Here is a 25,971-nt window from a genome sequence, read left to right on the forward strand (position 1 = left end):
CCTCTCACCGGACGGCCGGCCGCGCACACAGGCGTCCCCGCTCACGTCACGGAATCAGCAAGACGGGCACGAGCGCCAGCAGTTGATCGAGCCGCAGTAGGTGTTCACGCAGCAGGCGCTGCGAGCGCACTGCCAGCACGAGTTGAAGCACTGACAGGCCCTCACGGACGCGGCTGCCTCCACCTTGGGCACGAACAGGCCGAGGAGCCTGCCGCCCATGGATTCCAGCATCTTCGACATGGAAATCCTCCCTTTCCAGAGTCACTTCGGACCGGCCTCGATGGAGACCGCTTCACCGCAGCGGAGGGACTCAGGCGCGTCGGGCGAACCGGCTTTCGGCAACCGGTTCCGCGCCGCCTGCCCCCCGAGCGATCCGCACGCTACCGACCGGCAAGGCACCGCACAGCAGGTCAGCCGTCCGGGACACGTCCGGGACACGTCCGGGACACGGCGCCTGGCCCGCGCCTGCTCGGTGCGAGGGTCGCCTCGGCCGGCGAAGGCGCAGGCAGGCACAGGCACAGGCAGGCAAAGGCATAGGCACAGGCACATGCGGCGAGCGCATGGCCCCGTGCCTCTACACCGCAGGAATGATCGGGTGGGTCACGGCCCGATGTGGATCAGACCGGCCCACAGGGAGGGTTGGTGCGGGTGATGCTCGCGCAGCTGTCGAACGGCTGCCGCCGCGGCTTTCGGTGCGGTGCCGTTCTGGGCGAGCCGGCTGTAGAAGTAGTCCGCGGCCCGGGCCGCGACGTCGTCACGGACGTACCACAAGGTGGCGACCGTGTGCCGGAAGCCCGCCAGTTGCAGTGCCGCGGCCAGATGGATGCTCTCGTCGGGCAGTTGGGGGCTTCCCGTGGCGGTGCTGCAGGCGGAGAGGAAACACAGTTCGGCGTCCCGCAACTGCAGTTGCGCGATGTCCACGACGGTCAGTGTTCCGTCGTGGAGCACTACGCCGGACCGCGCGGGGGCGTCAGGTCGCTGTCGGCCATGGCAGGCAAAGTGCACCGAGGTGGCGTCGAGCAGCGCAGCGCCCACATTCGCCCTGGTCGCCTCCTCACCGTCGAGGCGGGTGAGCTGTGGAACAGCGAGCCGTTGCACGATCGCTTCGGCTTCCTCGGTCACGTGGCCGAGGTCGGGGTGCCCAGGAGTGCCGGCCAGGGACACGAGGAGCAGGTGGCCTCGGTCCACGGCTGCGGTCCTCGCGCCGTCACGGCGGCGGTGCAGTGCTCGTAGCGTGGGGGTGTAGGACGGAACGACGCGGTCCAGTACGCCCGTTGCGCCGGTCTCGGCCCTGCACTGGGCGGCGTGCAGCGGAAGGAGGGCGAGGGGGCCGGTGGGGCACCACCACAGCCGGGTGACGGGGTCCTCCACGGGCGTCGACAGCCCGAGCCGGTTCAGCACGGGGTCAGCGATGCTCTCCCACAGCCAGGTCAGTGTTGCGGTGATGGTCGCTTGCAGGGACACATCTCGCGCGAAGGTGGACGCATGGCCGGAGCCGGAGCCGGAGCCGTACGCGTGCAGGGCGAGGAGGAATTCGTTGGCCCGGGCCACAGCGCTCTGTGAGGTCAGTCCGGGCAGCGGGATGATCAGCGGCTCGCCGGGACGTACGACCAGGGCGTCGCACCTGTTCGTGGCCACGTTGACGATGACGACCGGGTCATGGCCCGCGAGATCGGCCAGCTCGGCGTAGGAGGGCCGGCCGAAGGGATCCTTTCCGTCGAGGACGCCTCGGGCCTCGTCGACCAGATCGTCCCAGGTCCGGCCGAGAGCAACGAGACGGTCGATCCCGGCCACGTCCTGACCCGCCGGATCGCCGGCACCCGCGGCTTCCAGTGCGGCACCGACCTCGCGCAGCCGTGCGGCGAGTTCGGGTGCCCGGGCGTCGAGTGGGGCTGCTTCGTCGCGGGTCTGCAGTGTCTGGGACCACAGGATCGACCGACCTTGCTCGAGGAACTCGACGGCGCGTGCCGGCCGGCCTGCCCGGATGGCGCACTCCGCGGCCTGTGAGGCGAGACCGGACCAGCGTGCGAGGCGGGCCTCGCGGTCGGCCCGCGGCAGGCCACGCCACGCGGCTTGGCCGAGTAGTTCGATCGCCGTCGACCATGGGGTCAGTGCCTGTTCGGCACCGCCGAAGGAATCGGTGAGGGTGCTCCAGTCGACGGCCGCGTCGACACGCTCCTGGAGCGGGGCCGTGCTCGCCCTCACATAGCGTTCGAGCAGTCCGATGGCTTCCTTGCTCGCTTCCGGTCCCCGGTCGGTTTCCGGGAGGGCCAGCAGGCCCCCGGCCAGGATCCGGGCACAGAGCAACTGCCCGACCTCCCAATGCTCCTCGGTGGCCGGCGGTAGCTCACCGCGCAGGAGGACGATCGCCTCTCGTACGTCCTCTGCTCCTCGTACGTCGTTGGCTTCTTGTACGTCCTCTGCTTCGTGTACGTCCTCGGCTCGTTGTACGTCCTCGGCTCGGCCGGGTGTCCTTCCCCGGGCGATCAGCGCCCGGGCCAGGGTGGCGATACGCGCCGGGCGCACCGGGGAGCGCGGAGCAGTGCCTTCGATGGCGCGGCGGTAGTGCTCGATGCCTTCGTCGAGGGAGCCTTTGCCCTCCGCGGTGGCGTGGATCAGGCACGAGCCGAGGTTGAAGACGTACTGCGACCAGAGCAGGTCGCCGGTGTCGGTCACCTCGACGGCCCGCCGTAGAGCGGTCAGGGCGTCGTCGATGTCCGCTGCGTCACCCCGCAGCCTGTGACGCAGGCGGTAGGTTCCCGCGAGGTTGCTCAGCGCGAGGCCGAGTTCCCCGTGGCCCTCAGGTGTCGCGTCGACCGCCCGAACGCCCAGGGCCACGGCCTCGTCGATCTCCGACACGGTGCCCAGGGACTCGATTCGCAGGGTGACCTTGCTGACCAGATTGGTCAGCCGGGACGGCAGATACGGATCGTCGGCCGGGGTGAGGGCGACGGACTCTCGCATCACCATGACGGACTCGTCGAGGTCGGACGGCACGCCCGTGCGGCCGAATCGCCATGCGAGTGCTCCGGAGAGCTGCGAGCAGATGCGAGCCCGCCCCGCCGGGTCGCGCGGGCGGGTGCGCTCCTCCTTCAGCAGAAGGACGGCCTCGGAGAGTTCTTCGAGCGACGCGGTCCTCCGATAGCCGCCCATCAGCGCGTCGGCCAGGACGGCCACGGTGTCACGACCGCCGCCCTGTCGTGCGCGTTCGGCTGCCGCGCGCAGGCAGCCGAGACAGCGCTTGTGGTCCTCCGGTTCTCCGTCGGCGATGAACCGCTCGTACAGGAGATACCCGAGCCCCACCAGAGCGCGCTCGGCGCCGGAGCCCAGATCGGCCTCGAAGACCGAGTGCGCGGTCCAGGCAGCCACCGGTTCGTGAAGTCGCAGCAGGCGCTGCAGATCCGCTTCCCGGCCAGGGTCGAGGTCCGCCGTGAGGGCGAGGGCGGCCGTGGCATACCGTTCGTAGAGATACCCGTCGACCGACTTGGCGTACCTGTCGGAGAACTGGGAGAGCCAGTCGGCCTCCGGGGCAGGGTCGGCAGGGCGTGCCGAACCGGGCTCGGGGAGAAGCCCTGCCGCAGCGTGCCAGTCGTCCTCCGAAAGGTTCATGGCGGCGCGGGTGAACAGCGCGGCGCAGAGGGCGTTGCCCACCATGGCCTGCTCACCGGGGAAGGACGCTGGGAGGGAACGGGCCGACCGGAACTCGTCGATGGCCGCGTCCAGATCGCCCTCCGTCCCGAACGCCTGGTGGCGACCCATCCTCGCGTTTCCGGACGCGACCAGGAGGAGGGCCTGCGGTGGATCGGTATCGGCGACGAGGTCGGCATAGGCATCGACGGACGCGTCGGCATGCTCGCGGGACGGTGAGCGATTGGCCCGCATGAAGTACAGCGACGCGAGGCGGGCCCGCAGAAGGTAGGCGGCGGCGTCTCCGACGGGACGAGCGGCCTGGAGGGCGAGGTCCCGGCAGGGCTCGACGATGTCGACCACCTCCTGCACCTCGTGGGCGGTGATCTCCGCCGGGCGCTGCGCCCACAGCAGTCCCGTTCGCGCCAGCAGCACGAGGACCGCGGGCAGCGGCAGGGGGCGTCCCGGCAGCGGAGCGCCCGGCTCTGCGTCACCCTCGCGGGTGTGCCGGGCGGTATGGGCGAGGATGCCCAAGACCTGAATGAAGCATGAGTGACTCATGCGAGGGTCTTTCGCCGCCTCCTCGCCCACCGCGGCCCACACCTGCGCGAAGTGCGCCGCCGGTTCCCACTTCCCGGGGCCGGACACCCCTTCGTCGTGCAGGTCGAGCACCGCACGCAGATCCTCCACGTCCCTCGTCGTCACGAACTGTGCGGTGAGCAGGCCGGTCAGAGCTTCGCATGCCGCCCTGCGCTCCTCGGCCGCATCGATCCGGCCAAGGATCCTCTGCACCTCCGCCGAGGTGGCACCGGCGGATTCGGGAGAGCCGGACCGCAGGCGGAGGGCCATGTTGATGAGAAGCCCGCGATAAGCGGACCCGGCCAGCACCTCGGGCTCCGGTGGTGGACCCCAAGGCAGAACGGGCGGTGCGAGCACCATCGCTTCCAGCAGCGCCCCGATGGCCGCATACAGATCCGCGGCGGATTCCGTGGCCTGCCGCCGGAGCAACAGCTGCCGCGCCAAGCGGTCCAGAACGCGCACGCGATCCGCGCCGGTGCAGCCGCTGTCACTCAACTCGCGTTGCAAGTCTGGTATTTCGTCCTGTTCGTCCCCCCGTGTCATGTCTTTCATGCTTCCACAGGCGAAGCGACTCGGGGACGAAACGGCTGAGACCGGCGAGGGCTCGCCCATCCTCACGGGCGCAGATGCTCGATGGTGACGTCATGCCGTTCGGCCAGCCGTCGGGCGATCAGCGAGCGGTGGCATGCCTCTGGGTCGCGCTCGACACACAGCAGCGCCGCGGTCCCGCCGCGCGACAACGCCGACAGGACCGGTGTGAGGTCGGCGCCGTCGAGGATCTCGGTGGTGTAGCGCCGGATGTACTCGGCGGCGAGCTCGCGGCGTGTGCGCTTGCCGACCCCGCGGCGGTCGTCCTCCGCGTACTGCAACTGGCGCAGCTCGGTGGTCGGGGCGAGCTCGGGGTGGTGCTCGTAGGCGATGCCGGCGTCGGCGAGGGCCGCCTGGAGGCGCAGTGAGTTCGCCCAGGCGTACTCGGGTCCGCGGACACCGCGGCGTTGACGTACGTCGAGCACAAGGCGGACGTCCGCGTGCCGCAGTCGTTGCAGGAAGGACTCGCCGTCGAAGCCGTAGACGCCGATGGTCGCCAAGTGGAGCACGGTAGATCACCCATCTGCCCGCCGCTGTCCCGCCGGTCGAAGCCGGCATGAGCAGCGGCGGGCGGCCAGGCCGTCACGCGACGGCGGTTCCCTCGAGCTCGACAAGCTGCCCGGGGATCGCCAGCCGGCTCACCCCGAGCATCGTGGTGGCCGGCGCGACCCCGGCGGCGCCCAGCCGTGATGCCAGCACGCCGTAGTGCGCAAACAGTAGATCGACGTCGGTGGTATAGACGTTGAGCCGCACGAGGTCGGCCAACGACATGTCGGCCTCACCGAGTACGGCCTCCAGGTTGTCCAGGCTGAGCGCCACTTGCGCCGCCATGTCACCGTCGTGCAGGGGTTTGCCGTCACTGCCCATCGCGGTCTGTCCGGAGCAGTACAGCGTCCGGGTCTGACCGCTGACGACCTCACCCTGGTTGAATCCCAACTCCACCGACCACGGCACCGGGTTCACGGCCGTTCGTTGCACTGCCACGTCAGCTCCATTCACTCTTCGATGCGCGGGGGAGCAGGTACGCCCCGCCTGCGCAGCCGCCATCGTCGACGTCGGTGCTGACGAGGCTGCCAACAAAACATGACACCCTTGGTCATGTATTCGATAGGGTTCCCGAATGCGCGCCGATCGGCTGGTCTCCCTGGTGCTGCTGCGTCAGCGGGGCCGGCTGACCGCGGACACGCTCGCCCGCGAGCTGGAGGTGTCCACCCGTACGGTGTTGCGCGACATCGAGGCTCTCTCGGCGGCCGGTGTCCCGGTCTACGCCGAACGCGGCCGGCACGGCGGCTTCGCGTTGCTGCCTGGTTTCCACACCGAGCTCACCGGGCTGAACCACGACGAGGCCCTCGCCTTGCTGACCACCGGACCGGGGCCAGGAAAGCAGGCATTCGGCCTCGGCCCGGCCCGCGCCTCCGCCCTGCGCAAACTGGTCGACGCACTGCCCGAACGCCATCGGGCCACCGCGGACGACGCGGCCCGACGATTCCTCGTCGAGCCCGAAACCGACCTGCTCTCACGCCGGGAGGCCACCGACCAGGTACCCGACGCGACCATGGTCGAGATCCGGCGCGCGGTACTGGACGGCCACAGACTGCGCATCCACTACGCGGCCACGGGCCAGACACCGCAGTGGCGCACGGTCGACCCGATCGGCCTGGTCACCGTCCGTGACCGGGGCTACCTCCTGGCCACGCGATCCGGCGCGGACCGCACCTACCGGCTGTCGCGGATATCGGCCGCACAGGAACTGCCCGAGCCGGCACAGCGACCCGGTGAGGTGGACCTGGACCTGCTCTGGCGGGAGCGCTGCGCGCAGTTCCTGTCCGGCGACCACATCGCCGTACTGGTCCGAGTGAAGACCCAACGGCGGGACGACCTGTTGAACACCGCGACAGCCGTCCGCACCGCACAACCCGACACGGACGGCTGGCTGCGGCTGGAAGTGACCTTCCAGGACCTGAGGCACGCGGAGTGGGCCTTGTGGCAGCTCAGCACGGACGCGGAGGCCCTGGCCCCCCAGTCGCTGCGGACCCTGCTGCACCACCGCGCCACTGTGCTCGCCTCCCGCTACACGGGCACCTCCTGAGCTCTACATGCATCCGGTTCGGCGCGGTTTCGCGCCTACCTTGGGCTGGGCGCCGACTGAACCCTTCGCCGGTGGCAAGCACTCTGCCCTCGTCATGACGGGTGGCTCGGCATGCGGCTTTTCGAACCCGGTGGCCGACCGGGGGCGATACGGATTCGGTGCACGGGTGGGAGAACCGGCCTTCGCGGACAGGTTCCTGAACCCTCTTCGAACGCGTGCAGGTGCCAGTTCGTTCGGCCCGGCCGGGTTCTCCCAGGGCCGTCGGGGGTCGATGGTCCGCGGGCGGGCGAGCCGAAGAGGAGAGTAGGCGGTGTCGGCAGCGACTACTGAGATCCAGCGCATCACGGGACACCTTCCTCCGCCCCCCAACAGAGCTGACTGATGCAGCAGTTGGACGACAGACTGAGTGAGAGGGGGAGGTTGCCCAGCTGGGCCGTTGCGGCTGGTAGCCAACGTCTCCCAGCCGTGGGTTGAACGGTGAGCGCGAACCCCGCCGCCCGGCCCCGGCCGACCGCCCGGCGCCCCGAACGGACGCTCGACACGTCGCTTCGCCATGCGCACAACCGTCCGCCGCGACAAGGCCTCTGTCGCGGCGGACGGTTGAGAGAGCAGGGAACGGGCTCAGTTCGAAGGGACGGGCGCGCAGACCTCGAACACGTCAAGGGTGGTCGAAGCGTCGCCGCCGTTGAATACGTTTCCCGTCCAGCCGGTCGACGAAAGGGGCGCCTTCAGAGGCAACGTCTCGACCAACCTCAGGTCGTCGCCCGCGCTGACTCCGCCGCCGAGCGGCCTCTTGCCCGCGGGACGGTCCCCTGCCGCGCTCGACGTGGTTCCGACGGCCACCGGCACGTTGGCGGCACGACGCCGGCCCGTCGCGCAGCAAGCGTCACGACCACCCGCAGTCGGCGGTTGTTCGGCGACCCGGGCAGCCTGGCTCGCTGCGAGGGTCCGAGGTCCCGCCTGGCTCCGTCGCCACATCAGCGACCGTCGCAATGGTCGGCCGGTTGGTCGGACCAGGCACCGTGAGTCGTCCTGCGGTCGTCGAGCCCGGCCGTGGATGATCAGGCTTTGCGTCCCACCCCGCCGAACATGGCTACTTCGGCGGGCAGACCGCTCTCGCCGTCATCCGCTCGCCAGTGGTTGCAGGACACCACGCCCGGGTCGAGGAGCTCCAGCCCGTCGAAAAAGCGGGCGATGTCGGCCGGCGTGCGCTGAGTGAGCTTCGGCGTGCCGTGCTCGTTCCAGAACGCCACCGCCGCGTCGACGTCCGGCATGTCGGGCCGCGTGATCGTATGCGAGAGGACGAGGTGACTGCCCGAGGGCAGCCGGTTCATCAGACGACGCACGATCCCGTGGGACTCCTCGTCGTCCTCGATGAAGATGACGACGCCGAGCAGCATCAACGCCACGGGCTCACCGAAGTCCAGGGTTCGCGCTGCCTGCTCCAGGATCGTGTCGACGTTGCGCAGATCCTCGTCGAGGTAGTCGGTGCGACCCTCTCGCGTGGAGGTCAGCAGGGCTTCGGCGTGAGCCAGCACGATGGGGTCGTTGTCGACGTAGACGATGCGGGACTCCGGCGCGACCCGCTGAGCGACCTCGTGGGTGTTGTCGGCTGTCGGCAGGCCGGTGCCGATGTCGAGGAACTGCCGTATCCCGCACTCGCCGGCAAGGTACTGCACGGCGCGGCCGAGGAACTGTCGATCGGCGAGGGCGTAGTCGCCGATGCCCGGGTGCAACGAGCGGATCTGGTCTCCGGCAGCCTGGTCGACCTCGTAGTTGTCCTTGCCGCCAAGCCAGTAGTTCCAGATCCGGGCCGTGTGTGGCTGGTCGGTCTTGATTCGCTTGCGCACCTCGTTCGACGCAGCGGGAATCTCAGTCACGCGATGTCCTCCAGATCAGCCCGGTCAGGGTCAAGGAGCAACCTAGCGGCAGGACTTGGGGAGGGCGACTTGGGTGGGCAGGGGCGAAGCACCTGAGCGCACGAGTACCTCGACGATTTCGATGTCCGGCTCGTCGCACGTCTTCCCGTCACCTGGTGATGCGCCGCCCATGGCCGTGAACAGCGGCCCCTCAGGTGTGTCCGCAACCGGCAGAAATGGATGGCGGCAAATCCCGCTGAAGGGATAGGAAAGACGCATGAGCATCTCCGGCCACCACAACCCCACCGACGGCGACCAGCGGACCTTCCACCGCACCACGCTGGACTTGGGCGACATGCTGCTGCATCCGTGGGGCCGGGCGAGCGACGAGCCGGACACGCTGCTGACCGGTCTGACCGTCGCGGCAGCGGACCCCCTGATCGCCCTGTGGAATCCCCTCACGACATCCGACCGCAGCGAGGCCCAAGCCTGGCTGGAAGCTCGCCAGGACGGCTGGGACCGCGGGGTCAGCGCCGCCTTCGCCGCGCGGAACGCCACGGACGACGCCCTGCTGGGCAGCGTCACCGTACGTTGGGTCGACCGCGCCGACGGCCTGGCGATGATCGGCTACTGGACACTGCCGAACGCCCGCGGCCGGGGCGTGGCGACTCGGGCGACGAGCGCGGTGACGACCTGGGCCTTCCGGACGGCCGGTGCCCGTCGCATCGAGATCGCCCATGCAGTCGGCAACAAGGCATCCTGCCGGGTGGCCCACCGCTGCGGCTACCTCCCCGAAGGCACCCTGCGCGACTCCCACCGCTTCGGCGACGGCGCGTACCACGACGAGCACCTGCACGCTCGCCTGGCCACAGACCCGGAACCGGCCAAGCCCGCAAAGTGCCCGACGTCCTAGGGGGCCTCCGGGTTCCCCCAACGCCATGCCGGTGCGGCAGACGGCACCACCGTGCCGCCGACTGGGCTGCCGCCTTGGGAATGCCCGTGTGGTGATACGGCGTCAGGCACCGTACGCGACGAGGTGTCCGCCGCGCACAGCCAGGCAGCCGCCCTTTTCCGGGGGTCTCGGGACGCCGTCAACCAACGCACCGTCTGAACGACCTGCCGATCAACACCGCCGCCCAGGAAGCGACAGTACGGGCGAGGCACGACGAGGCACGGTCTCGCCCGCACCGCACCTACCGGCCTCGGATGGTGTCAGCGGCGTGTCAAGAAGCATTTGGCCACACTGACTTGTTCGTTTGCGCGCAAATCTGTGCGTCCTTGCGATGTTATGTAGCTGTGTCTATTGTCTCGTCTTCCAAGTCACCGTAATCTCCCATCACTCCAGCAAACTCGCGACCCGAAGCACCAGCAGCAGAGGGCAGAGCAGTCGGACGGATCGCCCGGCCGGCAGCCTGGGCGGGCGTCGAATGCTGTCTCGAAGGGTGCGCCCGACCAAGCGATCCGGGCCTTATCTGTGGCCTTTGCTCCGCCGATCACATCCAACGCCCGCACCGCGGGCAAGAAGCAGCGCTGACCGAGTCGACACTGCATGCGGGGGCAGTGGGCCGTCCGGCGTACTGACACTACATATGCGTCCCCAGGGAGCAGTTTCCTACCGGTGACAGCTCCCCTCACGAGCCGGGAGTTCCGAGTGACTGTTTGCCGAAAACGTCTGTTCGGCGTCCTCGTCGCCATGGCGGTTGCCCTGTCAAGCACTGGCGCACTGTCCGCCCTGCCCTCGACTGAAGGAGCCGAGACCGAGACCACGTACACCGTCACCGTCGGATCGAAGGGTTCGTGGACACGCCCGGACGACACCCCGGCCGGCACGTACATCGACAAGGACGGAACCTTCTGGTTCCAACAGGCGCACGCGCTGTATGGGGCGACGGAGAAACGTGAATGGAAGTTCTACACCGGACGCGATTTCGACACAGCGACCCCCGCGACGTCGGTCAACAACGCGGCTGATCCCGAGAACCCGAAGCACAGCAACCGTGACACCACCTGGCGGTGCAACCACAGCCCCACCGGTTTGAAGTCCACGGAGGCACCGGCCCCGTCACCCTACTCACAGCGCAACTACTGCGACCTGGTCGGCGTTTGGGTCGATCCGGATACCGGTGACTGGCACGGGCTTGTGCACAACGAGTTCACCCCACAACCGTTCAAGGACGGTGTCCACTACGACGGCATCGACTACGCCGTGTCGAAGAACCAGGGCCGAACCTGGACGATCAAGGATCATGTCCTTACGTCGCCGTACAGTACGGAGCGGGAGGACACCTCCGCTTTCCCCCACCAGACCTACCACTACGGCGTAGGTGACCCGCGCCTGTACGTGGATGCGGCGTCAGGCTACTTCTACGCCTTCTACGGCTCCCGCATAGTGAACAAGGGTGGTGGCTGGAAGGCCTTTCACGCCCATGTCGCCCGGGCTCCCCTCTCCGGCAAGATGGCCCCCGGGACCTGGCAGAAGTGGTACGACGGCTCTTGGTCCGAACCGGGTGTCGGAGGCCGGGAGAGCAACATGGTGCCTGTCGACAAGGCAGGCGGCACCGGGTACACCGATGTTGCCGACGAGTACGACCCGCAGAACCAGGGAGACGTCGAGGAGCAGGTCGAGCAGGGCAAGATGCCGCCGACCTCACCTTTGTTCGTCATGGACATCACCTACAACGCGCACCTGGGCCTCTATATCGGCCAGCCCCAAGCCGTCGACCAGAGCAAGAACGCGCCGCAGCAGTACTACGCAACGGACAACCTGGCCACGCAGAAATGGTTCCTGCTCGGCGACACCGGCAAGTACACCAACGCCTCGTGGTACCGCTGGTTCCTCGACGACGTCAACAAAACGAGCTCCGCGATCGTGGGCAAGAGTTTCCGCTCCTATTGCTCGTTCGGCTGTTCCGGCAAGTCGAGCAGCGAGTACATCAATCTGACCATCGACTCCTCGTCGCCCGCGGCGCCGGTCGACACCTCGAAGGCATATCGGATCACCAGCGCCGACGATCGCGTTCTTTCCCAGGTCCCCGGCAGCTCCTCCACCACATCCGTCGAAGCCGACGCAGCCGACGCTGACACGTGGACCTTCACTTCCAACGGCGACGGTTCCTACCGCATCACCAACACCGGCTCCAGGATGTTGCTGGGCGTCGCTTCCGGCGCCCCGGCCACTCGGGCATGGGGCACCAAACCCACTGTCACGGCTGGCCGAGCCCAGGGACCGTCCGTGGGCCAGCAGTGGTTCGTCATGCCCAACACTTCCCCGCAGACCGGTGGCCCGTCAGGTACCTTCCGCATCGTCAACCGCTACAGCGGACTGGTGATCGGCCTTTCCGACAGCCCCGGCAGGTTCTCCGAAACCATCCCTGTTCGTCACTGGACCGACAGCACGGGCAATGACGTGGGAGGGAAGCGCACGGCGGGGGAGCAGGCACTGAGACTGATACCGGCGGGGAAGGCAACCGCCGAGACACCAGCGTCACCGGGCTCGTGTACGGCCCCGCCATGGGACCGCAACGCCACTTACCGCGGAGGAGAGGTCGTCTCACTCAAAGGGCGGGAATGGAAGGCCAAGTGGTGGCCCAACGTCGGTGACGAACCGGGCACAGCGGGGCGCTACCAGCAGTATCGGAGGCTGGAAGAGGCAGTCTGGAAGGACTTGGGGGCCTGCTGATCGCCGAGAGTTCCACCAAAGGGCCGCCCACTTGTGGCCGTGGCGGGAGACGGTACTCCAGGCCGCGTAGGCAGGCCCAGTAGCCGCACTCGGTCCACCCGGCCGGGCCGGAGCGTTTCACGGTCTTCCGGGAGCGGCGGTACTCCATCGGCATGGAGTAACCGCCGCTCACATATCGTCCGTCCACGACCACGAGCAGTCGCACGACCTGCTGGATCAGCTCGGCCGCTTGACGGCGCCGTTTGCTTCCGCCGATCGAACTACTCCGTCCACGACACCGTCGCAGCTACAAGACCACGTCCTGGGACAAGACGATCCGCCGTGCCACCACGACCGGCAATACGCACGGCATCACCAGCGGACTGAGAAGAGCCGCGCCCAAGCGGTCTTCCCTCGGGCGTCCAGAAATGGCCGGCGGATCATGCGCGGAGCGCGGCGACCCCTCGCCACGCGTTACGACCATGACTCCTCCCTGGTGGACGTTGCGCATTCGAGAAACTTGCTCGTGGTCTCTACGACGCTTCTGCGTTCGGACTGATAGATGCCCCAGTCCCGTTTCAGTCGGAGGAACACGTCGAAAGTGCGGGTGTCTCCGTGTCCACCCTCGGGGCGCTGCCAGTCAGGCGACCTTCGGTCCAAGACAGGGTAGGTGCGTTCCTCCCCGTCTCGGGATCTCACGACGACGCGGGTCTCGGCTGGAAGCTGCGCATCCGGTGTCTCCCAGGTGATGTCCATGAGCGTCTTCCAGGTGGTGCAGTTCGTCTGCGTCTTCAGCGTCGGCATGTCCGCGACAGCGCCAGCCGGCAGGTGTGCGGGCGGGCCGGTTCGGAAATGCGGGAAAAGACCAGAGATCGCCTCGACGAGCTGCTCGACAAGGATCGCTGTATCCACCAGTTCGCCCACCACTGGTATCGCCTGTGCAGCGACGAGCGCCGCCAGTGAGATCGCGTTGACTGCAATGGTTTCGGCGTCCCGGTGCTGTACTCCATCGGCGATGCCCAAGGCCTGACCGATACCTGGTACGACCGACATGGTGACGCTCACCTTGTCGAGCGTCGTCGCGTTCTGGTCGGAGAATGTCTGTGCCATGCCCGCTGCCCACAGCGCGACCCCCGCAGCCCCCGCACTGATATGGGCACCGTTGCGAGCGGTGATCTTCGCCTTGGTCTGCTCGACTACCCTCGTCAGCTCTTCTTGGCCCAGTCCTTCGGAATTGCGCTGTGGAAGGGACTTGGTGTGCTCTGCGTCCGTGAGTACATCAGTGACGGTCTGCTTCGCACGCTCCCGGACCTTGTCCCACTCGACGATGCCGCAACCGGAGTCAGTGCTGGTGGAGCGCTTGGAACGGTTTCCCGCTCCATCACAGACACGAGGCACCGCGTGTTCTCGCGCCTCGGTTTCGGCCATCCCGCGGTCGGCCCGGTTGTCGGTGGCGGTGAAGAGCGTGACCGCGTCGCTCCACCCGGACGACGGATCCTCATACGGGTCGTACCCGCGCGCGCCTTTGGTGTACTGGGGATTTTCCCACGTATCGACTTTCTTGAACGGAGCGTCCAGGCTGGTGATCAACCCATTCTTGTCGGCCGGGAACTCCCGCTTGTACTTGGTGGCGCGGATGATGTTCTCCGCGTTGATCTTCCGCACCGCGACCCATTCCGCGGTTGCCTCGGTCATTCGCGCCTGATGTTCGTTTCGGGCTTCCTTGGCGAAAGAGATGACGTTTCCAGTCGGCTCAATCTCGTACACCCATCCTTCAACTACTCTTCTCGGGCTCCAAAACCATGACGTCTGGAGCTCGGACCGGCCCACGGGAGCAGCGAATGTTCGTGCCACGTCGTATCGCTCCGACGTGCTGACCCACCCGGACCCGCTTCGGTCCTCTACATGCCCGAGCAGGTGGTCGACGAACGCACCATAGTTTGTCCCTTGCGAGACAAAGCCGCCCTTTTCCAGGATCGTCTCGGGTGCCCTGCTATCACCCCGATACAGGACTTGGGGCGGGGATGCCGGCTCCCGAGACTGCCGCAGTTCTGGGTGCGTGATGCCAACGGCCTGTGGCGGTGCGGCCGTCCCTACAGAGGGAAGGATGCCGGCCACCAGCCCGGCAAGGGATACCCCAATGAGTCCTCTCAAGGAAAGAGAGAGGCGTCGTTTACGCGGATTTTTTTCGAGGCTCACTAAACGGGACATGGGGTGCCTACCCTTCATGAGATGCTTATGGGACAACTCGACCACCGTCCTCGCCCCGGAATTTTGACAGCCACGGTGGGAAACAGCGAACGGCGGAAGCGGCCTGATTCAAAGTGATGACCGTTCGTCATCCGTATTGGGCGCAGCAGCTTCAGTGGCTGATCCTGGCACGGCTGATGGGCCTGTCCCCGCAAAGGTGTGATCCGACGAGAAGAGCGAGACGTCGATTTGTAGCCGGGGGTACAAGATCCTCACGGCCGCTGTGGTGAATGAGGCCGGAGTCCTTCTTGATCTTCCGTCTCCGCAGGGGCATCACCAGGGCGTCCTGGGGTAGTTCAGTCCGCATGTGGTTCGCCACCTGCCAGACGGCGATCATCCACGAGTACACGTCCAGAACGAACACCACCTCCGGGTGCCACCCTCCGTTCTGCTGGTGATGGTAATGACTAGGCAAAGAACCGGGCTCCCGCGGCGCTCCCAGAGTCTCTATCGGCCACAAGGGTTCGGGTCAGTTGCCCTGCGTGTACTGGCCCAGACCTGCCGAGACGGGCGAGGAGAAGGAAGAGGGGTCCGAATGAAGCACCGACGGCCCAGGCAGAGGCGTGCCTGGAAGCGCGGGGGGCAGTTCGCCGGCGCCGCGCTGGCGGCAGTTGGCATCGGGCTTGCTGCTGGCGGGACGAGCCACGCCAGCGACTGCGATCAAAGGAGTCAATTCACTCTGGGCCAGGCGGCGCAGACACAGGTCGGCGATGGAGAGGAAGACTGTCAGTGTGCGGATTGCCTTGCGGAGCGACTCAGTTGGTCCAGGGAGGCCGACGAGCCCTGCCCGTACGGCCAGGGTGGCGATGACTGCCAGTGTGAGAACTGCCTTGCGGGTCAGTCGGGTTGGTCCAGGGAGGCCGACGAGTCAAACCTGTACGACCAGGGTGGCGACGGCTGCCAGTGTGGGGATTGTCTTGCGGCGGCACAGTACGGTTGGTACGACCAGGCTGCCGAGAGCATCGACTACGACACGGACTATCAAGTGGCCTACTGAGCACTGAAGCCAGGTAACCGGCCGCCCTGACAGGCCCCCCGCCGGGGGCACGCACTGCCTCCCACCGCGCCGCGCCGGCCGAGTGCCTGCGGCGCGGTGTTGACGGCTGCCGACAGGCGACCCCCGCTCTTTCCGCGGCGTGCGCGTACGCCGTTCCTCGCCGCACGCGCACTTGTCATGGTCGCCCCCCACGCCGCCTGCGCCCGCAAGTGTTGGTTGAACTGAACCTGCGGGGAAGTTCGTACGGCTGCTCCTGCTGGACGGAGCAGAAGTGCGCGGCCAATCCCCACATCAGTCGGATCGCGGCACCGCACTGCCGAGCCATGGCCTCCCGAAGGAGTCACACTTGCGTCACGCCAGAAGACCGCGCCGCCCCTCTCCGGACTTCCGGCTTGTGGGCGTTGCCGCGGCGGCCAGTCTCATTGTCGGCTCCTTCGTAGCCGTCTCCCTGGTCCAGGACGAGCAGACGCCGCCTTCCAGACCTCTGGCATCGGCCCCCACCACCGAGCAGGGCGGGACCCCGCAGCATCTGAGAACCGGAGAGAGTACGCCCTCGACGGGAGAGGGCGTGTACCGCAGCACGCCTGGCGGCAACGAGACGCCCGCTGCCCCGAATTCGCTGCCCTCGATCGGCGCGACGCCGAGTGATGGCGCCGACTCGGCGAGCTCCGCGTCGCAAGGTTCCAGTCCTGCCGACGGCTCAGCCAGTATCGGCAAGGCCAATGGCACTTCGCCCGGCGCGGCGCCAAGCGCCGGCGTAGCAGCCAGTGGCGCGGCCGGTGAAGGAGCGACCGGCAGCAGCGGCGCATGTGCCGCCCCTGCCTGGGAGCGCTCCAAGGAATACAGGACCAAGGGGATCGTCATCTCCCACAACGGCCGCCAATGGAAGTCGCGGTGGTGGACCCGGGGCAACGAACCGGGGGGACGTACGGCATACGGGGCTTGGAGCGATCTCGGTTCATGCTGATACGGGACAACCCCCACGGCCTCTGACGGTATGCCCCAGTCCGATCCTCGGATTCGGGGCATACCGGTTTGTATTGCGTTCCTCATGGCCGTCTCCGCACGCTCCAGCCACATTTGGGTCGCACCGCTGTGCGCATCTTCGTAGGATCTGCGCGCGAGGCGGTGCCGCAATGGCTGAACGCTCGCCCAAGACCTTCGGAGAAACCTGTGCGCCGTCCTCTCGTGCTCACCGCCGCCGCCGCGCTGCTGTGTACCGGCTGCTCGACAGCCGACGCCGGAAGCGGCGACAAGCCGGCGTCCGCGTCACAGTCACCGGATTCCACATCGCCGTCCGGCCCCCGCTCCGACGTACGGGCGGCCGTCGCAGCTCTCCGCGAGGACAGCGCCGGCTTCCGTCAGGAGATCGAACTGGAGGGTGAGGGCCAGGAGTACGGCCTCACCGTCACGGGCGGATTCGACTTCGCCGCGGACAGGGGCCACCTGGCCGTCGACCTTCCCGGCGGTGCCATCGACCACAGCGACCAGGTCTTCGCGGACGGCAAGATCTACATCAGCGACGCCCAGGGGATCGGCGAGGACGCTTGGGGGGTCATGCCCCGGGACCAGGCGCAGGCCCACTACCTGCTGCGGGCCCCGCTCAACGACCCCGAGCACGTCCTGGAGCAGATCGCCGCAATGCACAAGATCTCCAGGGAGGGCGAGGAGAACGTCCAGGGCGTGCGCGCAGTGCGCTACCGCGGCATCCTCGACCACCGGACCGTCACCCTGCGCATGACCCCGGATGTTCGCACGAAGACGGATCAAGCCCGCGACGCCCTGGGCAGCGATCTCCCGGTCTTCGCGGACGCGTGGGTCGACGGCCGGGGGCGCCTGGTGCAGACCCGCATGAGCGTCAACATCTCCGGCGCGCGGGTGACGCAGACCATGGCCCTGTCGGACATCGGTGAGCCGGTCCGCGTGACGGTTCCGCGGGCCGCGGACACGATCCCCGTCACCGAGGTGGGCGGCATCCTGAACGGCTGAGCCGGACGGTCGGCTGACAGCCCGGCCGGCGCGCGGGCGGGGAAACACTCCTGCACCGACGCCCGGGCCGCCTGATCAGTCGAATTATGACCACGCACCATGAACAGACCGACTCACCAACCGCTTTGCGGTCTCGACCAAGGTCGTCACTACGCCGGAGTTGCACCGAGCCGTCAGACACGAGCGTGCGGAGCTTGACGCCGAGATGCCATCGATGACGGGGGCGCCGTCGCCTGAGCAGCAGCCGGCGGCATCGCCGTATGGTCTCGCTCCCCGCCCGGCGCAGGATCGGCCGCTCTGGGCAGCCGGATTTGAGAGAGGTATCAGCAGGGGGACGCGTTCTGCCATGCGCCGTACGCCGTGGGGCTTCCCGGTTCGTTGTTTCGGGTCCACCACTTGGCCTGCCACCTGCGACCGCTGTGGAGAACGACGTCCCCGTTCGTGTAGATGCCCCTACGATCCCAAGCCGGTGCCGTGCATGGGCCGCCGTTTGTGGCCCCGCTGCTCCCAGATGCGTCGCCGCCGGCGGTCGTTGCTCCGGCGTCGGCTTCGGCCGGCGCGGTGTCGTTCGGTGAGGTGTCCTCAGGTGCTGTGTCGTTCGTTGCGGGAGCGCCGGTTGAGGCGTCGCCGTTCAGGTCCAGCCCGGTGGTCTGCTCGATCCACGGCAGTGCGTTGGCCACGCTGGCGTAACTTGCGCGGCTGACCCCTCCGGTTGAAGTGACTCCGACCTGCTTACCGTCGACCATCAAGGGACCGCCCGAGTCTCCGGGCCGAGCCATGCCGGTGACCTGAGTGACACACACAGCCGGGGCGCGGTCACCGTCGGCGAGGTCCACGCAGGTTCCGCCCACCTTGGTGACCCTGACCTGAGCGGTCTTCAACTCGCGAGCGGACCCCTTCCCGGTGCCGCCCCAGCCGAAAATGTCACCGACGGCGTCGACGGCCGGGTCGGTATCGGCCAGAGTCACCGGGGCGGCTTCCGCTGGACTGCTCAGTTCCAGCAGCCGGATGTCGGCCTGGGGGTGAGCGTGCGAGGCCCTTACGCCGAGGACGGTGCCCTGCCCCCGCGTCAGGCTGCCGGTGCGGATGGTCATCTTCTTGACATCGCCGCCTCCCTTGCAGTGCGCGGCGGTGAGGACCCACTTGGTGTGAATGAGGGTGCCTCCGCAACCGCCATTGAAATGCACCATTCCGGCCGGTGCACTTTCAGTGGTGGCGTTTTCCCCTGCTTCGATCCCGTACACCGAACCTGTTACAGCTGCGAGCACGACGAAACCGGCTGTGATACCGGTGGCGATTCCAATACGACGACGCACGACATTCCTTCCTGTAGGCATTTGGCTGACCGCGAAAAGACGCCTGGGACGCCCCGGGAACGGCCGTGATCGCCTGAGCGGCTGTCGGCTCGGCCCACAGCCCGGCCTCGGGGGCCGCCGTCCTCGCGTATGCCAGTGATGTTCGTCAGTAGAAGGAGGGCGTTGCCGCGGTGACGTCCCGCCGGCGACGCGTCGAGTGCATCTGGGTACGCGCTACGTCCAGGTTCTTGTGGCTTGAATGACAAAACTACGGACCGTTATGGACCTGCTACGAGTTGCCCACGCGTGCGATTTCGGATCATGCGCGGACGGGTTAACATTACGAGATGGCGGGTCTGAGCTGGACTGTCTCCGGACTACGCCACTCAGGCGCCGCCAGCAGGCCACGCAAACGCTGTTTGCAGGTCCGTAGGACTATGGCCCCCGTGCATCCGGGGTGGACGCTTGACGGGCCTTCTCACATTCCTGGCCCCACCACGAAGAGGCTGAGCGTCATGAACGCCGTTGCTCATCCACAGCCTTCCGCCGAAGCCGACAGCGGGACGGAACAGGACCTCTGGGCCCTCTTCGGACACTCGACAGCCGTCTTCGCCACGCTGAGCGGTCCATCGCACACCTTGGAGGCGGCCAACGCCGCGTTCCTCGCCGCGATCGGCCCGGGAGCGCGCGCCAGGACCTCAGTGCCGATCGGTGATCTGATGCCCGGACTTGCGGAGCAGGGCATCCTCGCACTGCTGGACCGGGTCTACCGGACCGGAAAGCGGCACACCGGTACGGACGCCAGGGTCGTGCTCGGCAGTGGAACCAACGCGCGCGAGGCGTTCTTCGACTTCACCTACGAACCCCGCGTCGACGAGTCCGGCACCGTCACCGGTGTGTATGTGATCGGGTTCGAGACCACGCAGGTCAAGCATGCGCAGCGGCTGACGGCCGAGCATCGTGCGCTGCTGGAGCAGATTGCCCGGCAGGCCCCTCTGGAGCAGGTACTGGAAGGCATGGCGCGGGCCATCGAGGAGCTCTCGCCCGAGGAGGTCCTCGTCTCCGTACTGCTTGTCGACGACGAGGGTCGGCATCTGCGGCACGGCGCGGCGCCCAGCCTGCCCGATTTCTACAATCAGGCGATCGACGGCACCCCCATAGGGGACGGGGTCGGTTCCTGCGGTACTGCCGCGTTTCGACGGCAGATGGTCATCGTGGACGACATAGCCACCCACCCGTACTGGGACGGCTTCCAAGACCTCGCCGCGGCGGCAGGCGTGGCGTCCTGCTGGTCCACCCCGATCCTGGCCAGGGACGGGGCCCTCCTCGGCACCTTCGCGATGTACCATCCATCGCCCCGCGCCCCCCAGGACTTCGACCTCGTATTGGCTCGTCTGTTCGCCGACACAGCCGCCCTGGCCATCGAGCGTCACCAGGCGGAGCAGGCGCGACTGGCCGCCGAAACGCGGGAGAAGGCAGCCCGCGACGACTTGGCCTTTTTGCTGGAGGCCAGTACGTCACTGTCGGCCGGACTGGACTACATCCCGACGCTGCAACGGCTGGCCGCCTGCTGCGTCCGGGGTGTGGCGCCGCTGTGCGCGATAGATGTCGTCGAAGGGGGGCGCGTGCGCCGCATTGCCGCCGCCGCCACGACCCGCGATGCGGAGGAACAGCTCCTCGACTCGCGCTTTCCGGCGCAGAACGCAGGCGAGGACGTGATCGCCCGCGTCCTTGCCTCCGGAAAGAGTGAGATCGCCCGGGCTCCCCAGCGCCCCGGTCCCTGGCATGACGCGGGTGTGACGGGCTATCTGTGCATCCCGCTGCTGGACCGCGGGCGTCCCTTCGGCACACTGACCGCGCTGACCAGCGGTGCGGGCACCCTCGACGGTCACGCCATCGCCCTGGCAGAGGAGCTGGCTCGCCGTGCTGCGGCGGCTGCCCTCAACGCCCGCCAGTTCACCGAGCGCGTGGCCCTCGCCCGTGACCTGCAAGCCGGCCTTCTTGTGCCCACGATCCCGCCCCTGCCCGGTGCCACGGCAGCCGCCTTCTACCATCCCGCCGGCGAGGGACTCGACATCGGCGGCGACTTCTACGACGTGTTCCCGTTGCCGGACGGCACCTGGGCGTTCGTACTAGGCGATGTGTGCGGGCGTGGGGCCATCGCGGCCACGACCACCGGACTGGTCCGGCACACCGCCCGCGCCGTCGCTCCTCTTCTGCCCGGGCCCGTCAGCGTGGTCCAGGCCATCAACACGGCCTTGCTGGATCGCCCCGAAAGCCACGGAACCGGCTTTGTGAGTCTTGTGTACGGGCAGTTCGCCGACACTCGCGACGGCCTCGACATCGCCCTGGTCCGGGCCGGTCACACCCTTCCCGTCCTCATCGACACCCGACACGTGGCCCGTGCCGTCGAGACGGATGGCCTGCTCCTCGGGATCAGCGAGGACGCCGAGCTGACCGAGCGCCGCATGCGGCTGAAGCCGTTGGAGAGCCTGCTGCTCTACACCGACGGAATCACCGAAGCCCGCAACGCCGAAGGGGAGCAGTTCGGGGATGAGCGCCTGACTGACACATTGACCGGGAGGCTCAAGGGCTCGTACTCCGCCGAGGACGTCATCAGCACTCTGATCAACGAGGTACGTGCCTTCACCGGACTGGCCGGGGTGGATGACGACCAAGCCGCTCTCGTCCTCACCGCGACCGGGGCGGCGAGCCACCTTGCGGCTGCGGAAACGGACTGAGCGGGGTGGGCAGGACCCGCTCAATGCCCGTTTCCCACTCCCGTCCCGACAGACGCACCACGCCGTCCACCACCCCCTCGGCTCCGAGAGCCCGTCGGAGCGCCTGCGGCCACGCGGTGGAGCAGCATCCGCTGTTCGAGGCGTCCATGGCACCGGCCATGGGGGAGGCGGTCGTTGCCTCTGTGTCCTTGGGCATCGGGGACGGCGACGTCGTCTCTGTGTCTTCGGGTACGGGGGAGGGGGAGGGAGCTGTCCCCTCCGTGGCCTGAGGGGCCGGTGACGGAGCCGTCGACGCCGTTGCCTCGGTGTCCTCCGGGACCGGAGCCGGTGACGCCCTGGGAGGTCGTTCGTCGTCGGCGTAACGCTGATGTGACCGGCTCAAGGCGGCAGCTGCCCCGACCGTGACGAGAGCCAGTGCGGTGACCGTGGCGGCCGTCTTGACGGACGGGATCGCCGCCGTCCTGCGGGCGTGGCGAGCCGACCGCCGTAGGTCTTGACCAAAGCCATGGCGGGCCGCGGGTGCTGTGTGGGTCGGTCGAATCAGTGGTGGCGGGGCGACGAGTACCGTCCTGCCGATCTTGAGATAGGCGGCCGGTGCCCACGGCAGGACTGCTTCTGCCAGCAGAATGTCGGGTCGGCGGAAGAGGCGGGTGAGGTGCTCGTGGGCGGTCGCGCAGGCCGAACAGCGTGCCAGATGCTCATCCACACAGGCGATGCGATACGTCGCTGCGCCAGGGCGTGTGGTCACGTCCAGCAGTTTCGTCAGATTCCGGCATGACGCGTCCGTACGTGTGGTGTGCTGGAGGAGGTAGGCGCTGCGTAGGCGATGCAACAGCTCGTCCCGCCGTCCCGAGAGGCAACGGGGCGTCAGACCCAGCATTGCTGCGGTGTTCTGCGGGTCCGCCGCCTCGATGACGATGTACCACAGCAACGACCGGGTCCGCGGAGGCAGCGTGTACACGGCCCATCGGACAGGGTCGCTGTCCTCCTCCGACGAGGCCGCCCGTTCATGTCCCAGGGGCCCGTGATCGCGGCGGTCCTGCGCGGCCTGTTGGTCGATCCACTGGACGAATTCCCGTTTCAGAATGGCGCGGTGGCCCTTGACGGCCCAGCGCTGCGCGGCTTGCGTCACGGTGAGCAACAGTTGCAGTCGCAGGGCGTCCTCCGGCTCGAAGACGCGGATGCCGCGCTCGGAGCGTCGGAACGCGTCAGCCGCCAGGACCTGGGCATAGGAGTCTTCGACGCACAGTCCGGCGTACGCGGCCATCGCCGGCAGATGGCGCCGCCGCAGTTCCCGCAGGGGCTGCGACGCGTCGACCGCCGTGCCCGGAGCATATGGCTGGGGGAGCGCCCAGTCCGGGGCCGTGCTCCGTATGCGCCGGATGAGGTCCGCGTCCGACAAGGTGTGCCACTGCCGTGACCTGTGCTCGGGTCCGGGGCCCCACCCCTGCGGACCGGGCGCCGTGGCAACTCTGCCCGTCGTCGCGCAAGCGTTTCCACAAGCGACATGCTCTTTGCATGAGCAGTCTTTGCTGTCAGCGCAGCACAGCACTGTTCCTCCCCCTCTGTATTGGGACCTCGTTCGTGTCCTGTCCAGAAAAGGCAGCGCCTGGTGCCGGCGCGTTCCGCGGCATGAGTGATGTGGACACGCACCCGTCCCCTGCCGTGCACGTGCGGTGTGGTCCGCCATGCCCCGGCACCGTAACGCGGTGCCGAACAGCCGCTGCGCATGCTGTGACCAGGGAGAGAGGTGGAGGGGCCGGATTTGTCACGACGGTTCGTACTTCCGTGCGCCAGGCGGCCGGCTGGTCGATCACGCCTGCAGTTCTGGGGTTAAGTAAGGCCCTGCGTCGTCATGTGCGCCCTTGGTCGGTTCCGGCGGACCGGGCCTGCGTGAGCGTCGCACCCAGTGAAGGAGCAGGAGCGACTCGTAGGTCAATGCTTGCATAAGCAAATTGACTGTCGCTGCTTGATGGTGCAGTGCCTCAATGGTCGACAGGGGTCAATCGGATGTCACGTCATCGCCGCTCGAGCGGGTCTCGGGGCGGCCTCGGCTGGGTTGCCAGGCTGGCGTACAAGCGCTCCAGGGTCGTTCTCACGGCCACAGTGCTGTTGCTGGGTGCTGCCGGATTCATGGGGCACGGCGTCGCAGACCATCTGAGCCACGGTGGCGATGACGACCCCGGTTCCGAGTCCTCGTACGCGGCCCGCACCCTGGACCGGCAATTTCCCGGCGGGCGACCCGACCTGATCCTCATGGCCGCCACCACGAACGGCGTCGATCACACTGTCGCCGCGCAGCAGGGGCGCGCTCTGGCTGGTCGGCTCGCCAAGGAGCGCGGCGTCCTCGGCGTCACCTCCTACTGGAGCACACACTCGAAGGCGATGCGTTCGGGCGACGGGCGGTACGCCCTGGTCACGGCGCGCCTGAAAGGGGACGCGCGGGCCGTTCAGGAAACCGTCGCGCGCATCGCACCGCGATATCGCCGGTCTCAGGGCGTCCTGCACGTCACCATCGGTGGCGCAGCGGCGGTCCGTCACGAGACGCAGACGATGGTGACCGAGGACCTGACCCGGGCGGAGGCGATATCGGTCCCCGTCACGCTGGCCATCCTGGTGCTCGTCTTCGGCAGCGTGCCCGCGGCCTTCCTGCCGGTGTGTGTAGGGATGGTCGCCATCGTGGGGTCCCAAGCGGTGCTGCGCGGGCTGACCGCCGTCACCGACATTTCGCTCTTCGCCCTCAATCTGACGACAGCACTGGGGTTCGGGCTGGCGGTCGACTACGCCCTTTTGATGGTCCGTCGCTACCGGGAGGAGCTCACCACAGGAGCGGAGCGGCACACGGCCACCGTGATCACCTCGAACACCGCAGGCCGCACGGTGCTGTTCTCCGCCGTGACGGTAGCGCTGTGTCTCGCGGCTCTGCTGGTGTTCCCGCACCGATTTCTGCGGTCGATGGCTTATGCCGGCATCAGTGTCGTCCTGCTGTCCGCGAGCGCGTCGCTCGTCGTCCTTCCCGCTCTGCTGCGTCTGCTGGGTCCGCACATCGACTCCTGGGACATGCGTTCGCGCTTGCCTCCCCGGCGTCGTGCCAGGCGTCACGCCACTGCCCGACGCGACGCAGGGTGGGTCCGGCTCACCAGGCTGGTGATGCGCCGGGCACCCTTCTTCGCCGCCGGGACGACGGGCCTCCTGCTTCTGCTCGGCCTGCCCTTCCTCGGCGTCCACTTCGGGCATCCGGGCGAACGGCAGCTGCCCGTCGACGCAGAGGCCCGCGTGGTCCAGCAGCACCTTCGTGAGCGCTTCGGCTCGGGCGGGGCGGGGGAGGCACAGATACTGGCGCGCGACGCCGGACCCGCCGATCTGGCTGCGTACAGCGGGCGGTTGTCCGCGCTGCCGGGGGTCCGACGGGTCGACGGACCGAGCGGTACGTATGCGGCCGGAGAGTGGAAGAAGCCGGGGGCGCCGACCCGATCCAGCGCCGGCGACTCCTGGCTCACCGTGGTGACCCACGCCGATGACACGCCCGAGGCGGCCGAGAGTCTCGTTCTGGCGGTGCGGAACACCGAGGCCCCCTTCCACACGTACGTCACGGGGCCGGCCGCCCAGGCGCTGGACAGCCGCCACGCCATCGAGTCCCGTCTCCCCCTGGCGGGCGCCCTGGTCGCCACTACGACCGTGTTGCTGCTCCTCCTGCTGACCGGCAGCTTTCTGGTGCCGCTGCAAGCCCTGGTCCTCAACGCGCTGAGTCTGACCGCGATGTTCGGAACCGTCGTGTGGGTGTTCCAGGAAGGGCACCTGTCGGGTCTCCTGGGCTTCACGCCGACCGGGGTGATCGAGGCGACATTGCCGGTCCTCATGTCCTTCCTGGCCCTGGGACTGTCGATGGACTACGGAGTGTTTCTGCTCTCCCGGGTACGGGAGGAAGTGTTACGAGCCGGAGACCACCGGACGGGCGTGGTCGAGGGGATGCGAAGAACCGGGGGGATCATCACCGCTGCGGTACTGATCCTGACCGTGGTGCTGATGTCCGTCGGTGCCTCGCGGACGGTCGGAGCCAAGATGCTGGGCGTGGGCCTCGCCGTGGCCGTCCTGATGGACGCATTCGTGGTCCGTGCCCTGTTGGTACCGGCGGTCCTGGCTCTCACGGGGCGGGCGACATGGCATGGACCCGCGTGGCTGCGCTCGCGTCGCGAGGCGAGCGGTGAAGGTAAATAGAAGGCAAAAGCGCGGGCTTTGGGGATCATCCATCCCCTCCTCACGCGCATGGAGGCCAGTGACCTGGATGCCGATGGCAAT

Annotated in this window: 14 protein-coding genes and 1 pseudogene; 7 read left to right on the forward strand and 8 right to left on the reverse strand. The window is 67.9% G+C overall.

Annotated elements, in window-relative coordinates; genetic code table 11:
- Positions 1–600: 600 nt before the first annotated feature.
- From ACHBTE_RS15170 to ACHBTE_RS15180, 3 genes are all read right to left on the reverse strand, one after another.
- Positions 601–4,668 carry a CHAT domain-containing protein gene (locus ACHBTE_RS15170; RefSeq protein ID WP_394724328.1) on the reverse strand — a complete coding sequence of 1,356 codons (4,068 nt, stop codon included), beginning with the start codon at positions 4,666–4,668 and terminating at the stop codon, positions 601–603.
- A 152-nt stretch (positions 4,669–4,820) separates the two neighbouring features.
- Positions 4,821–5,303 (reverse strand): DUF488 family protein, encoded by a 483-nt coding sequence (locus ACHBTE_RS15175; RefSeq protein WP_394724329.1) that lies wholly within the window; start codon positions 5,301–5,303, stop codon positions 4,821–4,823.
- Between the two features lie 73 nt (positions 5,304–5,376).
- Entirely contained in the window at positions 5,377–5,772 is a 396-nt protein-coding gene (locus ACHBTE_RS15180; RefSeq protein WP_394724368.1) for a RidA family protein, read from the reverse strand.
- A 142-nt stretch (positions 5,773–5,914) separates the two neighbouring features.
- Between ACHBTE_RS15180 and ACHBTE_RS15185 the strand changes: the two genes are divergently transcribed.
- Positions 5,915–6,883, forward strand: a complete 969-nt coding sequence (locus ACHBTE_RS15185) for a helix-turn-helix transcriptional regulator (protein ID WP_394724330.1) — start codon at positions 5,915–5,917, stop codon at positions 6,881–6,883.
- 1,061 nt (positions 6,884–7,944) lie between these two features.
- On the opposite strand, the gene ACHBTE_RS15190 is transcribed toward ACHBTE_RS15185, so the two are convergent.
- Positions 7,945–8,763, reverse strand: coding sequence for an SAM-dependent methyltransferase (locus ACHBTE_RS15190; protein ID WP_394724331.1), 819 nt, complete (start codon positions 8,761–8,763; stop codon positions 7,945–7,947).
- Between the two features lie 256 nt (positions 8,764–9,019).
- On the opposite strand from ACHBTE_RS15190, the gene ACHBTE_RS15195 reads away from it, so the two are divergent.
- The gene (locus ACHBTE_RS15195) at positions 9,020–9,655 is read left to right on the forward strand and encodes a GNAT family N-acetyltransferase (RefSeq protein WP_394724332.1); all 636 of its coding nucleotides are present in this window, start codon (positions 9,020–9,022) and stop codon (positions 9,653–9,655) included.
- Positions 9,656–10,360: 705 nt separating this feature from the next.
- Positions 10,361–12,421 (forward strand): RICIN domain-containing protein, encoded by a 2,061-nt coding sequence (locus ACHBTE_RS15200; RefSeq protein WP_394724333.1) that lies wholly within the window; start codon positions 10,361–10,363, stop codon positions 12,419–12,421.
- Between the two features lie 453 nt (positions 12,422–12,874).
- On the opposite strand, the gene ACHBTE_RS15205 is transcribed toward ACHBTE_RS15200, so the two are convergent.
- Together ACHBTE_RS15205 and ACHBTE_RS15210 are read right to left on the reverse strand one after the other, a co-directional pair.
- Positions 12,875–14,167 (reverse strand): hypothetical protein, encoded by a 1,293-nt coding sequence (locus tag ACHBTE_RS15205; protein WP_394724369.1) that lies wholly within the window; start codon positions 14,165–14,167, stop codon positions 12,875–12,877.
- 84 nt (positions 14,168–14,251) lie between these two features.
- Positions 14,252–14,629: pseudogene (locus ACHBTE_RS15210) on the reverse strand (hypothetical protein); the annotation flags it as partial.
- Between the two features lie 1,586 nt (positions 14,630–16,215).
- Here ACHBTE_RS15210 and ACHBTE_RS15215 point away from each other — a divergent pair.
- Positions 16,216–16,614, forward strand: a complete 399-nt coding sequence (locus ACHBTE_RS15215; RefSeq protein WP_394724334.1) for a carbohydrate-binding protein — start codon at positions 16,216–16,218, stop codon at positions 16,612–16,614.
- Between the two features lie 206 nt (positions 16,615–16,820).
- Positions 16,821–17,636 (forward strand): hypothetical protein, encoded by an 816-nt coding sequence (locus ACHBTE_RS15220; protein WP_394724335.1) that lies wholly within the window; start codon positions 16,821–16,823, stop codon positions 17,634–17,636.
- Between the two features lie 323 nt (positions 17,637–17,959).
- On the opposite strand, the gene ACHBTE_RS15225 is transcribed toward ACHBTE_RS15220, so the two are convergent.
- On the reverse strand, positions 17,960–18,952 hold the full coding sequence (locus ACHBTE_RS15225) for a trypsin-like serine protease (protein ID WP_394724336.1): 993 nt from the start codon (positions 18,950–18,952) through the stop codon (positions 17,960–17,962).
- A gap of 494 nt (positions 18,953–19,446) precedes the next feature.
- On the opposite strand from ACHBTE_RS15225, the gene ACHBTE_RS15230 reads away from it, so the two are divergent.
- Positions 19,447–21,672: a SpoIIE family protein phosphatase gene (locus ACHBTE_RS15230; RefSeq protein ID WP_394724337.1), complete on the forward strand. Its 2,226-nt coding sequence runs from the start codon at positions 19,447–19,449 to the stop codon at positions 21,670–21,672.
- On the opposite strand, the gene ACHBTE_RS15235 is transcribed toward ACHBTE_RS15230, so the two are convergent.
- On the reverse strand, positions 21,623–23,074 hold the full coding sequence (locus ACHBTE_RS15235) for a hypothetical protein (protein WP_394724338.1): 1,452 nt from the start codon (positions 23,072–23,074) through the stop codon (positions 21,623–21,625). The genes ACHBTE_RS15230 and ACHBTE_RS15235 overlap by 50 nt on opposite strands.
- Before the next feature lie 731 nt (positions 23,075–23,805).
- On the opposite strand from ACHBTE_RS15235, the gene ACHBTE_RS15240 reads away from it, so the two are divergent.
- Positions 23,806–25,890: an MMPL family transporter gene (locus ACHBTE_RS15240; RefSeq protein WP_394724339.1), complete on the forward strand. Its 2,085-nt coding sequence runs from the start codon at positions 23,806–23,808 to the stop codon at positions 25,888–25,890.
- Positions 25,891–25,971: the final 81 nt, after the last annotated feature.

Origin of the sequence: Streptomyces sp. M41 (assembly GCF_043673425.1) — a bacterium.
Lineage (GTDB): Bacteria > Actinomycetota > Actinomycetes > Streptomycetales > Streptomycetaceae > Streptomyces.